Source organism: uncultured Nocardioides sp. (assembly GCF_947489365.1).
Lineage (GTDB): Bacteria > Actinomycetota > Actinomycetes > Propionibacteriales > Nocardioidaceae > Nocardioides.
This window is the reverse complement of sequence record NZ_CANLDB010000005.1, coordinates 342,852-356,131: the sequence shown is the minus strand read 5'-3', so window position 1 is coordinate 356,131 and position 13,280 is coordinate 342,852. Positions and strand designations below refer to the sequence as shown.

14 protein-coding genes are annotated in these 13,280 nt (G+C 65.8%); 5 read left to right on the top strand and 9 right to left on the bottom strand.

Annotated elements, in window-relative coordinates; genetic code table 11:
• Window positions 1-464, bottom strand: a 464-nt coding sequence (locus tag Q0858_RS15980; protein ID WP_299056460.1) for a hypothetical protein, incomplete at its 3' end; no start/stop codon positions are given.
• A gap of 1,277 nt (window positions 465-1,741) precedes the next feature.
• Here Q0858_RS15980 and Q0858_RS15975 point away from each other — a divergent pair.
• From Q0858_RS15975 to Q0858_RS15965, 3 genes are all read left to right on the top strand, one after another.
• Window positions 1,742-2,017 carry a helix-turn-helix transcriptional regulator gene (locus tag Q0858_RS15975; RefSeq protein ID WP_299056457.1) on the top strand — a complete coding sequence of 92 codons (276 nt, stop codon included), beginning with the start codon at window positions 1,742-1,744 and terminating at the stop codon, window positions 2,015-2,017.
• Window positions 2,018-2,301: 284 nt separating this feature from the next.
• Window positions 2,302-2,649 (top strand): hypothetical protein, encoded by a 348-nt coding sequence (locus Q0858_RS15970; RefSeq protein ID WP_299056455.1) that lies wholly within the window; start codon window positions 2,302-2,304, stop codon window positions 2,647-2,649.
• 284 nt (window positions 2,650-2,933) lie between these two features.
• Entirely contained in the window at window positions 2,934-3,482 is a 549-nt protein-coding gene (locus tag Q0858_RS15965) for a hypothetical protein (RefSeq protein ID WP_299056452.1), read from the top strand.
• A gap of 63 nt (window positions 3,483-3,545) precedes the next feature.
• On the opposite strand, the gene Q0858_RS15960 is transcribed toward Q0858_RS15965, so the two are convergent.
• The 5 genes from Q0858_RS15960 to Q0858_RS15940 all read right to left on the bottom strand — a co-directional run bounded on the left by Q0858_RS15960 (window position 3,546) and on the right by Q0858_RS15940 (window position 8,127).
• Window positions 3,546-4,289 (bottom strand): hypothetical protein, encoded by a 744-nt coding sequence (locus Q0858_RS15960; RefSeq protein WP_299056450.1) that lies wholly within the window; start codon window positions 4,287-4,289, stop codon window positions 3,546-3,548.
• Between the two features lie 539 nt (window positions 4,290-4,828).
• Window positions 4,829-5,218 (bottom strand): hypothetical protein, encoded by a 390-nt coding sequence (locus tag Q0858_RS15955; RefSeq protein WP_299056448.1) that lies wholly within the window; start codon window positions 5,216-5,218, stop codon window positions 4,829-4,831.
• Window positions 5,219-5,880: 662 nt separating this feature from the next.
• On the bottom strand, window positions 5,881-6,594 hold the full coding sequence (locus tag Q0858_RS15950) for a hypothetical protein (RefSeq protein WP_299056446.1): 714 nt from the start codon (window positions 6,592-6,594) through the stop codon (window positions 5,881-5,883).
• Window positions 6,591-7,682 (bottom strand): hypothetical protein, encoded by a 1,092-nt coding sequence (locus Q0858_RS15945; protein ID WP_299056444.1) that lies wholly within the window; start codon window positions 7,680-7,682, stop codon window positions 6,591-6,593. The genes Q0858_RS15950 and Q0858_RS15945 overlap by 4 nt, the downstream gene beginning before the upstream one ends.
• 16 nt (window positions 7,683-7,698) lie before the next feature.
• Window positions 7,699-8,127, bottom strand: a complete 429-nt coding sequence (locus Q0858_RS15940) for a hypothetical protein (RefSeq protein ID WP_299056441.1) — start codon at window positions 8,125-8,127, stop codon at window positions 7,699-7,701.
• A gap of 285 nt (window positions 8,128-8,412) precedes the next feature.
• On the opposite strand from Q0858_RS15940, the gene Q0858_RS15935 reads away from it, so the two are divergent.
• On the top strand, window positions 8,413-8,631 hold the full coding sequence (locus Q0858_RS15935) for a hypothetical protein (protein WP_299056438.1): 219 nt from the start codon (window positions 8,413-8,415) through the stop codon (window positions 8,629-8,631).
• Between the two features lie 362 nt (window positions 8,632-8,993).
• On the opposite strand, the gene Q0858_RS15930 is transcribed toward Q0858_RS15935, so the two are convergent.
• From Q0858_RS15930 to Q0858_RS15920, 3 genes are all read right to left on the bottom strand, one after another.
• On the bottom strand, window positions 8,994-9,584 hold the full coding sequence (locus Q0858_RS15930; RefSeq protein ID WP_299056436.1) for an RES family NAD+ phosphorylase: 591 nt from the start codon (window positions 9,582-9,584) through the stop codon (window positions 8,994-8,996).
• Between the two features lie 159 nt (window positions 9,585-9,743).
• Complete coding sequence (locus Q0858_RS15925; protein ID WP_299056433.1) at window positions 9,744-10,640, bottom strand: hypothetical protein; 897 nt, start codon at window positions 10,638-10,640, stop codon at window positions 9,744-9,746.
• Between the two features lie 990 nt (window positions 10,641-11,630).
• Window positions 11,631-12,755, bottom strand: coding sequence for a serine/threonine-protein kinase (locus Q0858_RS15920; RefSeq protein ID WP_299056431.1), 1,125 nt, complete (start codon window positions 12,753-12,755; stop codon window positions 11,631-11,633).
• A 23-nt stretch (window positions 12,756-12,778) separates the two neighbouring features.
• Between Q0858_RS15920 and Q0858_RS15915 the strand changes: the two genes are divergently transcribed.
• A complete protein-coding gene (locus tag Q0858_RS15915) occupies window positions 12,779-13,255 on the top strand; it encodes a hypothetical protein (RefSeq protein WP_299056428.1) in 477 nt (158 codons plus the stop codon).
• Window positions 13,256-13,280 lie beyond the last annotated feature (25 nt).

The window sequence follows — 13,280 nt, the reverse complement described above, 5'->3', positions numbered from 1 at the left end:
GTGGTCTGCTCGGTGGTCTGCTCGGTGGTCTGCTCGGTGGTCTGCTCGGTGGTCTGCTCGGTGGTCTGCTCGGTGGTCTGCTCGGTGGTTTCACGACGATGCGCGTAAGGCAAGCACTGCAGACCGAGCCATTCGACGTGCGCCGGCGACCTATCGTCCTCGCCTTCGCGGTAGGTGTCGGCGTCTTTGTTGAGATACATCACGCTCATGAACGCCAGGAAGGACAGGCCATCCGCGCTCGCGCAGGCTGCCCGGATTCGTGCGCTCGTCTCGTCGCGGGCCTGGGTCAGAGCGGGGCTCTGCGCGAGCATCGCCCGCACCATCTCCTGGTGCTGTTCGTCGCTCAGGTGCAGGTGCTCGTATACGTGTCTCCCGTCGAGCACTGCCGACCCGCCTTCGAAGGTGAGCGTCTCGCGGCGGTGAGAACCGGCGGGGTCTCGGCTTCTAGATGTCTTTCGCCTCATTGGACTCTCCGACCGTCTGAGATGGTCTTTCGCGCATCAAGTGGTTGGCCACCGGGCCGCGGGATCGCCCGACCAGCGGCGACCCGGGCCGTCGCTAAGGTGACCAGAAGCGGGCGCATCGCGGTGCCCGACGACGCCCGCGAGCGTCGGTCCGAGGCGGGTCCACCTACCGAAGGTACCGCCGGTAGGCCGGTCAGCCTCGCCGGCTGGCGCGAGACCGCGACGCGACGGCCCCGCATCGTGGTGCCGGGGCCCAGCGAGACTCGCGGCGACGCACCGGCACGCGGAAGGACGCCGGGTTGGACGGGTCCGAGGACCCGTGCGTAGACGGATCGCTCGTCGGTGGGTGACGACCGTTGAGCTTCGAGCCACGGGATCCGCACGTCTCGCTCGCACTGCCCCCGTCAGCCTCTGCGCGACGGCGCGCCATAGCGGGGTACTGGTGCGGGCTTCCCGCGCGGCACGATTCGCGCCCGAACGGCGGCTGCGGGGTGGGCCCTGGTTGCGTCGTGTGCCGTTTCCGGCGTCTGGCGCCATCCCCGGTGACGAAACTGGCCGCGCGTTTCCGCAGGTCAGAGGCGGTTTGAAGGCCTCTGAGTGAGGTCCGTGCCACGTCCAGTTCTCTACATAGGACCCATATAAGGAAGGAGAGGGTGTAGTTGAAGGATCTGGGGTGAAGAAGAGAGGGGTGTCTCCTGTTACGTATCTATCTCTCTCCTAAGAACTGGTCTCTCCTCTCTACTACTACTTGAAACCCCCTCTGACCTGCGGAAACACCCCGTGCCAGTTTTCCGCCAGTTTTCCCCGGAACTGGCACAGACGGCGCGAAACCCTGCAACCGCGCGGAGCGATACTCGCCGACTGTGCCACTCGGCCTCAGTGAAAGTGGCCCACCGCGTAGCGGCGGCTGGCCGGCGGCGAACCGGGCACGCCCGTCTTTCGGTCGCGCCGCACGCCCCTATGGGCGACCACGACCGGTTGACCTGCCCTCGCGCAGTTGAGCCAGCGACCACCCCGGAGCCTGGAGGAAGCGAGCGGCGCTTCCACCTGGCTGGTCCACCCGCAGGTCGCGAACCATGTGCGGGCTGGAGGTCGCCGCGGTGGTCGTGTCGACAAGCTCGGCGTGCCTCGCCAGGAAGCCGTGTGCCCGACATGTCGGGTTTTGCCGAACCTCCGAGTCGAGCGGACCGCTCCGCGGGGTCGGCCGGCGCTGAGCCAAGCTCCCGCTACTTATAAGTCTGTAGATCAATCAGTAGCGCGGTTCGACGCTGGTCCGTGTGGTCGAAGGCGAATTGCAGCGGGTGCTGGGCCGCAACGTTCGCCGCGTTCGGGTCGAGCGGGGCCTGTCGCAGGAGGCCTTGGCGCTGTCGCTCGGCTATCACCGGACCTACATCGGCGGCGTGGAACGAGGAGAGCGCAACCTGTCGCTGCGGTCCGTTGAGCGCATAGCATCCCAGATGGGGGTCGAGCCGCTCGCTCTGCTTGTCGAGCAGGCTGGCGGCTCCCGCGATGAGCCCGTCGCGGTGCCGGACCCGGTGACCTCGACGGCCTAGACCTGAAGTCCGAGTCCTGGACCGGACAGACGCCTCGGCCCCAGGCGCACGCCCCGACCGGTAGATGCCGCCGGAGCCAATAATCGTCGGAGTGCGCCAGGACGGTCACCAGGGTCGTTGCTGTTTCTCGAAGGTCGCCGACGCGGCGCTAGCGTCCCCAGGAGCGATGTGGCCGAGCGGCCCTGCGCGACAGCGAAGACGACCAGGAGGGTGCGATGGGCGAACGAGATGACGCTCGCCGTCACCCAGGGGGACGCGTCGAACTAGTAGACCTTGTCGCACCTATGTGGAGCGAGAAGAAGGTCCGCTCGACGCTCGAACTAAACGATCGTGAACTGCGAGAGATGTGCAATGCCGGGCAACTGCTGGGTCTCACCGCCGCCGACGCCTTGACGATCCGCTACCCCGTCTTCCAGTTCGAGCGCCACGACGCGACCGTTCGGGTCAAACCCGCCCTGGCGGCGTTCATGACGTTGCTGAGCTACCGCGACCCCTGGACGACGGCGATAGTGGCGAAGACCCCGGCCCCCGAGTTGGACGGCCTGAGCCCGCTGGAATGGGTAAACCTCGGGCATGACGAACGGAGTCTGCGCGACTACGCGCACATCCTCCGAGCGGAGTTTGAGCGGTGACCAGAGTCCGACAGGACCTGGGCCTCACGGTTGTGCGGCGCGGGCCCTGCCAGGCGCAGAAGATGGATGAGTTGGGCGATCCCGCCAGAGCGGCACCTCGCCGCCGCCGGCGTCCTAGCCGGTTGTTTCGAGCGGGACCCTGAGCGCATGTGCCTGACGATTGCTGTCCACAGGGGGTAGGAGAGCACGAGGCAGAACCTGATCGGACGTCACGCGTCGCGCTCAGGAACGACCGCGGCAGCCTCACGTTCGCGAGGCCGCCTGACGGGCCAAGCTCAATGTCGGTGGTCGTCGGCACGATCGAGGGCGTGGATGCCGTGACGACGTTGTTGCCCCTCCTGCTGTCAGGCTCGATGGTGGCCTCGGTCGGTTACTGCCTTTCTGTCCGAGCCGCGAAGGCGGCGGAAGCCCGGGCCGCCCGCAGAGAGGCCGCCTCGAAGCTGACTGACGTGCTGGAGGTGTTGCACGACCTGGTGAAGCGGTTCGGCTGGGTGGATCTGGACCAGGCCGAGGTGGTCTCAGCGATCGCGACATGGTCGAGGGAATCGCGGCGCCAAACCCACCTGCTACCCCGTCCTTGGCGTCACGTTGGCCGCAGCGTGACTAGCGCGGCAGGTGAGGTGTTCGGTGGACTTGCCTTGGTGTCGGTCCGCCCGGACATGGGCACCGTTGAGCTACCTGAGCCGGATGCGCTGTGGCGTGCCTTCGTTGAGGACTATCTCGGCCTCGTGCATCAAGCAATCGTGCAGTGGGGCACGGGCGGCCGCGCGACCGCGCCACCGGACTTCGACAATTGGCTACGGGTGACGGGGCGCGGCGCGCCCGCTCTCTGATTCGCACCGGCTCTGCCCTCCCTGAGGAACGCCCGCTCGCGGGCGTCGGTGGTCGGGTGCCGGTCATGGTCCGGCGGGTAGGTCGAGAGCATCTCTCGACAACATGCCGAGACTGTCGCTGGAGACGAAGACACCGTAGGCGCTGAGCCAGCGCGGGGTGAGTCTCTTGACGTCGTCAGGGGTGTAGCCGTCGGTCAGGATGACTCGTGGCGTCTTGAGCCGACGCGCGCGGCGAACCGCCCATTCCGGGGGGTCTCGATGCTGGAACCGGAACACCTGACCCACCATCGTCGCGATCAGAACATCCCATTCCAGGAAACCGGTGGGCGATGGGATGGCTTCCCAGGCGGGCAGGGCGGTCGGGTCCTGCTCCTGACACTGCAACAGGTCCGTCAAGCCGACGGCGCAGAAGTTGACTGCCGCGCCCACAGCGCGGTGGCGTATCGACGGGCCGACGAAGTCGCAGACGTCCAAGGCCGTGACGCGCCCCGAGTCCTTCGCCCTCCTGAGTCCGGCGGAGACACGCTCCGCGCGTAGGAGAAGGTGCGCGGGCGTCTCCAGGCCTCCATCGAGGAATCCGCGGAAGCGGGCCGCGGAGACGCCGAGCACTGCGCCGAAGTCGGTACCGCTCAGTCCAACCTGCCGAGCTGCGGCGTCGAGACGCTGCGCTACCTCTGTGACGTCGTTGACGGCGACCGGAATGCGGCTCGTCCACCGCGGTGAGACTCGCGAGGGCGTGACCGACCCGCCACCGGGCACCGTCTCAGGGCCCGACGTGGACAGGGTGGAGGCGACGTCGAGGTCCACGGACGCGTGCGTGGCGTCCAGATGGAGGGCGAGGTACTCGCTACGAGTCATGAACAGGGAAAGCGCTTCAATATCCACGCGTGCCGCAAGAGCAGGTGGTACTCGGGTGGCTAGCAGTATTCGGTCACCCTTGCTCGGACGTCCACCGCGTCCCCTCGGTTCGAAATTCATGGCAAGAGAATGCCTGCCTTAGCAGCGAAAGTTTCGGACTCGCCCTGCCCGGGCGTTTTGGAAACAGTTATTGGCCGCAAGCTCATCACGCGAACCGTCCGCGCCGTACGGGTGGCGGTTTGTGAAGGGCCCCGAGATGCCTTCCGCCAACTTTTCGCGCATCACGGTGTTGTTGAAGAAACCCCGCGACGCCGCTGCCATTTTCGGGATCGCGAAGGACGGCTGCCCGTGGGTGCAGATGCCCCCCCTGATAGCGAGATATCAGGATAGGCAACTATCAAGAAATCCCGATATCTCCCGCATATCGAATGCGCTCTGGACGCAACACTTTGGCGCCCAGTTCAAAATAGTCTGCCAAGGTCCAGTCGTCATGGTTCTGTCGGAATGTCGGACAGCATGCGAACCACTAGTTCGAGGACAGCTCGATCGAGGATATCTGACAAATTCAGACTGGTGCCTGCGATGACGCAATTGAGGATGCCACCAGAAAACTCACGCAGCGCAAGAAGCCGAATTGTTTCCCTCACCTGGTGATTGAGCATCAATCTCCCCGGCTCGGCGAGCGAAACGGTCGTATGAGGCGCATGCGAAAGCGCCTCCTGCAAAGAAGTTGCTTTCCGGTCATGGGTTCTGAGATGTGAGTTCTCGACGTGGCTGGGCCTCCCGGGTCGGGGCCGGAGGCAGTCACCGATGACCACCCAGTCGGTGACGTGGGCCCAGGGCGATGACACGAGACGTTCGTAGGGATCCACGATCATCAGGACACCCGAGGGGCTCTCGGACAATCGTGTTGGAGGTTTCGCCATCTCGACACGGTCTCGGACACGCAGATCGTAGGGGCTCGATCTGGGCCGGATCGCGACTGTCGAGCCATTCACAGAGAAGCGGTATTAGCACGACCGGTGGAAGTTCTGAGGGTCGTGGTTTCAGATTCCATCTCGTGTCTCGATGTCCCGTTCAGGCACGATCGGGTTGCCCATCGCGGCGCTGCTCGTGGGCCACGGGCCTCGAGGTCCGTGACGGGACCGCCGCGCTCACGTGAGGCGGGCGGCAGACTCACGACGAGCGCCGGTTCTGAGACGAGGCGGAGGTCAGCCCGGGGACGGCCTATCGATCACGACCGCCGGTGACGCAGGCCGGGCGACAGTGGGTCTCCAGGGCTTGGCCACGGTCCTGGCGTAGACGAGTCGCGAAGTTGCAGGCTCGACGCCGCTATTCGACGCCTATCTCGTTGGCTATCGAGCGGGCGGCGGAGGGTGCCTCACACTCTCCGATCACAGCTGTGCGACCTCGGTGAACGCGGAGTAGCTCAGGACGGCTTCCTCGCCGGGGGCGGGGCCTGTTCTGGAGACGGACGGTTGAGGTCCAGAGCATCGTCGGCTCTGCGGTCGGGGTCTCCGCTCGGCTGCCGCGCGAGATGTCACCGAGGCCAGACGACACTGCCAACCCCGCCGGGGGTGCAGATGGCGTTGGGTATTGCGCGAGTGTCGGAAGCAGGCACAACCCGGATGCAGATTCCATGAGCGCGCGCCAATTTCAGTGCCTCCCGATCCATGATCGCCAAGTTCTCGCCTAGCGCATAGGAGGCGCTCAACTCCGGGAGGAAATGCGCGTTCGGGTGGAGTCGTGGGTCGCGGTCATAGACGCCGTCGACGCCGAACTTCGACATGAAGAGCGCCTCGGCCCCGACGTCGCTGGCGAGAGACACAGCCGCCACGTCGGTGGATATCCCAGGTACACCGAGCCCTCCGGCAATGACGCACGCGTTGCCAGCCTCGAAGCTCGCGGCCACCTCAGTGGGCTCGTAGGGGGTCCCAGATGACGAGCACGGTCCTCGGGAGAAAAGCTGCGCCGGGATGTCGAAGCTTTGAAGTACTCCGACGAGTAAGGACGCGTTGACGCCCGTGGCGAGCATGCCCGCGATGTCGAGCGTATCTCGCGGGACGCCCCATAGGTGAGCCTGATTACCACGAAGGAGATTGCCTCCACCGACCACCACGCCGAGCTTGACGCCGAGGGAGTGAACTTCGGCCAAAGGCTTGACGACGTCGCGAAACAGAGCGGGGTCCAGCGAGCCGAGCGATTCCCCGCTGACCTTCACAACAATCTTGTCGAACTCACGGTAAGCGATCATGATTTGCCCCCCACGACACGAATTACTTCGTCCTGATCTCGCTCCGCTGGAACCTGGTCTGCTGTTGCGAGGCCGTCGCCTGAGAGCCACCGGCACTTGGCGGCCTCCCAGATCCTTTCTGCGATCGCGACACGTTGCGGCCGCCGGTCTGCTCGGTCGGCGCGAAAAATTCCGGTGACCGCGACGAATTGACGGTCATTGTCGACGAGCCCCACATCTTTCAACACGTAATTGTCATCCAGTCTCGCCAGACGGGACTTTGTCTCATCGATCCTGCCTAGACCGTGGACGATCATCGCTGCGCGACGGCCCGCCAACCCGGTGCGGAGCACTTCAAGACCAGCGTCCAAGTCCGTGATGTGGAAATGCTGCCTATATCGGATCCGCTCCCAGCCTGGCCACCCCTTTTGCATGTAGTCCCATGCGACACCGCCACTCGGAACGCACATCGTCAGGTCGTTCTGCAGAATCTCTCGGACGCTGACCGGCCTCTTCGGCAGCGGCACATTGGCCGGGGCGAGGAGTTGAATCGGCTCGCGCTTGATCACGATCATTTGTGACTGGTCGGGTAGTTCGATCACCTTGTCCGTGGGAGTCGCCTTGTCCGCAGGCATGAGTTGCGAGAAGAAGCCGAACTCGACGTCACTGAAGTCTGGGTGGCTGAAGTCCACGTCCATTGTCCGCAGCAACCACGGGCTGATAGTGAAGTCGGTTTCATCCTCTAAATCACTCATGAGCCCTACCAGGGCCCGACAGCAGTTCGAGGTGGTCACGACCCTCACCTTGTGCCCGCCCTCGACCGACTCGACCGCGCTGCGTAGAGCGGCGTTCAACTCGGCCGCCTGTCGGGCGAGCTCTTGGCCAGCTGGCGTTAGTTCCCACCGGCGACCGTTGAGTGGCTTCAGCAGAGGTGTGTGCCGTCCTGTCTCGAAGACGCGGCTCAGCTCGAGCAGCTTCGTCTTCGCGGTCCGCTCCGTCACGGTCACCGTGCTGCTGGCCTCGGAGAACGTCGGCGTCCTGGAGAACGCCGCGAGCAGCTCCAAGGTCTCGTAGTCGCAGCGGCGTAGAACTTGGTCAAGTTCGCTCACCATCTACCAGCACCCCCTACCGGTTCGGTCCGAAGATCTTCACGATCACGAGCCTGAGCGCGACGAAGAGACCGCTCAGGAGCGGGACCAGGATGGCCGCCTCGCCGGAGAGATCTCCGAAAGCGGCACCGAGGGCGCACGTGATCGACACAATGACGACCCCGACGACCAACCACATCGCCAGACGGTCCTGCACCCTCTCCCGGTCGTGCCTGACCTCCCACTGGCCGGTGTCGATGACTTCAGGCTGCTGGATCGGTGGCAGTCGTGCCGGAAGGGCGGGTGGCGGGTCGGCCGCATCTCGCGGACCGTCAGGAACAGGTGCGCCGCTGTCGATGACCTCGGGTGGCGGGGCCGGCTGGGTGGTCGCTCGCGGGGCGTTCGGGTTGGCCGCTGCTGGCGTACCGTCCGGCGCAGGTGTGCCGTCGTACTCGTTGGTTGTCACGCCGCCTCCAGGGTGTTAGGCACGTCACTTCTGCGTAGCGTATGTCAGCGAGGCGCTGGTACTCCACCCCCAATCGCAGGCCAAAACCGTTAAGAAACTGCACATCGGGCGTTGGTAGTCAGCAATTTGCGGGAAGTTGGCGGTTTGGTCTTCGCATACCGCATGCTGATGCAGCAAACTTGCTGCATGTCGCCGCCTGGAGCGGTTGCTCGGCAGATATCTCCGGCTTCATCGACCGAGTCCGAGCCCGCCCACCGAACGAACCGAACCCCAGGAGCACGCCCCGTGACCTCAACCCCTCGTCGTTACCAGGTAACGCTGACCGGCGAGGCGCTCGCCAACGCAGAAGCGGTCGCGGAGCGGCATGGCATCTCGATTGGCGAGGCGTGCCGGCGCGGTCTGGTCGTCATCAAGTTCCTCAGCGATGAGGAGGACCTGGGCAGTGCCATCAAGCTTGAGACGGCTGAGGGGGCGATCGAGCGGGTGAGAATTCTTTACGCCTGATCGCCGTCGACCATGGGTGGTGCCCGTCAGTCGCTCATTGATGGCCCAAAGTGCGCCCCGGCACAGGATGGATTTGATAGGTAGGGGTCCTGAACGGGACGCCCTACCTTTCGTACTGCTCGCTGGGCTGGTGGTGGTGGCGGGGCTCGCTGCAGTCGACGCGGACGTTTCGGCCGTGGGTTCTGACGTCAGCTTCGGGATCGACTGACAGGCCCTGGGACCTGAGCCGGGGCCGGGCTCGACGCGGCGAACCCCGCTGGACGATTTGGCCGTCGACGCCCCGAACGGCCACTCGCCGCCGCCCCCCGGGGGGTCGACTGCCACCACCCCGATGCGACCGCGCATCTCCGTCGCAACGGTCGTCACAACGGCGGTGGGGCGGTGTCGGAAGCCAACACGTCCGGTGCCGATCTCGGCGGGCTCACGATCCGTACACCGGTGTCAGTCAGAACCTGCTCCAAGGTGCGAGACGAATCGATCGACCAGGAAGGGATGGGTTGCTTCGCTGGACCGAACAGCGCCAACGCCATCGCGCCAGGTCCCAGCGTGAACCGCGGCGGGTATCTGACGCCGCCGAACCCGGCTTCGTCGAACTTCGCAGCCCAGGCCTGGGTGATGGCGTAGATCCCGGTTCCCGACCACAAGGACCGGTTCACCCACCGCTGGGCTGGCCTGACCGAGACGTTGGCGGTTCGTGTCCGGGGAACCTGGACTGCCGAGACGATGACCCTTCGGCCGGGGTCTGCAGTGAGCACGGATGCCAGGACACTCTCGCGGCCCGCCCTCTTGACGATCTGTGTGCCGACCCGTTCGCGAGCGGCACCCTCCTCGTCGATCGAGAGGTAGCAGGTCCCGCGGGGAAGGGGCAGATCGAAGCGACCTGACTTCGCCGCCGGAGTTCCTGCCGAGGAGAACCACCAGCAACCCCGGTCGCCAGTGGTGCTGTACTCCACGTGAGCTCGAAACCATCTGTTCCGGACCTCGAGTGCCGGGAAGCGCGACAGGTCGGAAGGGTCCGTGGGCGGCGGGTCGTGGTGGACCTCCCCGCGCGCTGGCTCCGTGCGACCGGTGCTACTCACCGCTGCACCGACTGGCGGCACCGGTGGGTGCCGTTACGCCGCGGACGCCGCACGGTCCGCGGTCGCGAGCGCGGCGATCTGCTCGGGGTCGGCCCCATCACTCAGCGCCTGCCGCGGGGAGAGGCCGTCGAGGTCGGGATGAGCGGAGACCAGCCACACTCCGGCCTGCCAGCGGTCCATCCCACGCAGGGATCGAAGCGCCGGGACTAGGGCGGCGTGAATTTTGCCGTTACCGGTGAACTGCCACGCGGGGTACAGCCAGGTGCCGTCACCGGTCTGCATCGCGAGGATGGTTCCGCTGCGGCGGCGGCTGTCCACGGCCTGCTTGGTGATATTCCCGAGCTGTCGGCTGGCCCCGTCGGAGTTGTAGAACGGAGCGAGGTCGGCGAAGTGCGGGTCGAGCTCGGCCGTCGGAACCGGGAGCGCGGCGCTGAGCAGGTCTGCCATCTCGGTTGGTGCCGGCAGTGTGACCCCTGCGCTGGACAAATCGCTAAAACGGGTTATGAGGGTTGCGCGCAGGTCGGAGAGGACCCACTCCGCGTACACCTCCGGCAGAGCAATCACGACATCTTCGAGACGTTCGGCACCCTCAATACCTCCGGAATGCTCTTCTTCGCGCTCCCTGGAGTCCGCGAGGTCGTGCCCCCCTGAAGCCACTGGGTGCGCCAACGTGGGGAGCAGGTCCAGATCGTGGACAGCACGAGATACGAGCAGCGACGCCTGGCTGCCAGCCGCTGCAGCGATGAAACGCCGCAAGTCGGACGCATCCGATAGCGCCGCGGTCATCTTCACGGTCAACGACTCCGCGACCCGTCTGAGCGCGGCGCTGCGGACCAAGTCAGGCATGACGTCGCGAAGCTGGGCTGTGAGCTGACGCGGGAGCTGCAGCTGGAACTGGCGTACGAACTCGTCAGACAGATTGCGCGACACCAGATCGGTCCACTCCGAGACCTGTTCCAGTGACGACCCGACACGGGGCCCGACCTCCCGCGGGGACCCGCCCGACGGCTCTGACGGCGACCCCGGCTCCTTGTCGCGGTCCTGCTGGCTGGTCCCGGCGATCCGTCGCCGACCACCTGAGGGGCGCGCCGTCGTCTGGCTGGATTGACCCGACTTTCCGACCACTTTGCTTCTTGATCGCCTCGTGGAGACGTACCTACCTGAGCTTGGACGTCTGGTGGATGCCGCGCCAGTGAGCTTGAACGCCACCGGCTTGTCTCGAGACGCCACCATCAGCACCTCCCCAACGGATCCTTGACGACAGCTAAGCGGTCAAGACATATATCTCCACGCTACTGAGCTGGTCAAGGCGGTCAAGGGCCGTGCTATTTCATCTCGGGCGGTGCGAGAGGGGTTCGGAGAAGCGACTGGCGGGTGTCACACCGGCGCCGGCCAGGCCTCGAACGACATCAGCACCCCGGTCCGCTCCCACCCGACGCGTAGCTGGCCGCGGGGTGCGCCGCGGCGACAAGGCGCCGCCAGTGGGGCCCGGCCCCGGGTTGCCGAACGGCTCACCGACCGGGTCATCCTCCAGGGGTTTGGCCCAGTCGCAGTCATCGGGACCTCGGGCCGGGGCGACGACGTGCGGCGCTCCGGCGGACCAGGGGACTCATTGCGCCAACCGCTTCATGCGGGCGGCTCCCGCGCCAAACGGCGGCGAATCAGCCGTGTCAGCCAACCTGGGGCCGGCCGGCTACATGAGTGAGCGTCGTCCCAGCACTGTGGGAACTCCGCAGCGGCGTCCCGGGGGTCACGAAGGACGAGCCGGGCCGTTCCAGCGCGTTCGACCTGCGGCTGGCGGGTGGGCATGAGCCAACGTTGGGCCCTAAGCAAGGGAAGAGATGAGCCGCGGACCGGACTGACGAGCTCGGTCAGCCAGTCCAGGTCGGTGAGTGGTCGCGGCGAGCTCGTCACGGCGAGTTACCGAAGACGGTCGAAGACACGTCGCAGATGCACGACGACCGCGCCGGCGGGCAACGACGTGCGGGTCAGTTCCCTGTGTGCCTGCCCCTTGTACCGGGTCACGTCGATGTCGAACTTCCTGCCCGACGGCCGCTGACACACGTAGCCGGTCGCCAGATCGCTGCGTCGTACCACCCGCCAGCACCGCTGATGGGCGGCGTGCATTGGCCCGGAGTCGTCGGCGGAGAGTCGGCTCATGTCCGCTTTCGGTCGTGCCAGCCCGGCCAGAGCGGCGTCGAAGTCAGCGGCCGTGGCGTACCGGTCGGCGGCCTTGGGGGCTGTCGCTCGCCGGACCACTTTCGCTAGAGCCAGACTGACGTGCGGCGCGACGTCGCGGATGTCCGGCATTCCAGCCGCGACGCGGGCTCGCAGCGCCTTGAAGTCCTCGTCCGAGCGTCGCGGGAACGGCTCCTCGCCTGCGAGCAACGCGTACAGGGTCACCCCGGCGCCATAGACATCGGCCGCAACTGATGCGCGTGCACCTTTCAGCACGTCGGGCGGACGCACCGACGGGTCACCGATGGGCTTCGCCGTACCGTCTTCGTTCATTCTGCCGGCGCAGCCGAAGTCACCGAGCTGCGCGTCGCCGGTGCTGGTGATGAAAACATTCGACGGCTTGACATCTCGGTGGAGCAGCCCATGGTCGTGGCACAGCTGCAGTGCCCGTAGGGTCCCACGCAGCAGGTGGACCGCCCTGCTCGGCGTCACTCCGTGGGGCCGCATCTCGTCTCGAGCGGTTCCGCCGGCGGCGAGGACCGAGTCAATGAACGGGACGTCGACGGCCATATCAGCGTTGTTCACGCGCAGGATGTTGGGGCTCTCGAGCGACGTCAGCAGCGATGCCTCCTGCCACGCCGAGTCCGCGACCGGGTCGTAACTGTCGGCGAGTTCGTGGTTCCTGGACAGGCGCTGTGCCACCTCGTCATCCGTGCGAAGCAACTTCAGTGCGACGTGGTGGCGGCGCTTGCGGTCGTAGGCGGGCCACACCTCTCCGAACTCGCCGCGCCCCAGCGGCTCGTCGCCCAGCTCGTAGCGGCCGGCGAACAGCTCGCCCTTCGTCCACGAGGTCCCCACATCAACCACTTGACAACACTACGGTCTCAGTCATGGCTCTGGTCGTCGGAACTGCACTCCGTATCAATCAGGGAGGTCCCCATCTGCGTGGGGTCGTCCTGGACGAGGGGGTGTCGGAGGGAGCCGACGTGGAGGGAAAGAGGACCGTAGTCAGGCTCTTCGAGCACGCCTCGACGGTAGGCGCTGAGCCGGAGGAGCAACTGAACGATCTCGCGCAGGCCGTTGCTGCGCAGATGAAGGCTCAGCCCGTACGCGCCGCTGTGGTGAGAGAGGCCAGCTTTTTCGCGAAACGTGGTCTGGACGCTGCTCTGAAGCACCGCCTACGAGCCGAGGGCGTCGCACTCCACGTCATGAGGGCCTCGACGCCGCTTGTTCTCGTTGGCGACATCAACAAGCTGCAGGCCAGGCTGTCCATGACTGCCACTGAGTTCAAGCAAGCTGGGGTAGACCTCCAACCGGGTGAGTGGGCCGAGGCCGCTACTGCCGCACTGGTGGCCTGCACGCTGTGATCCGGGTGCCGAAGTGACCTTCGGC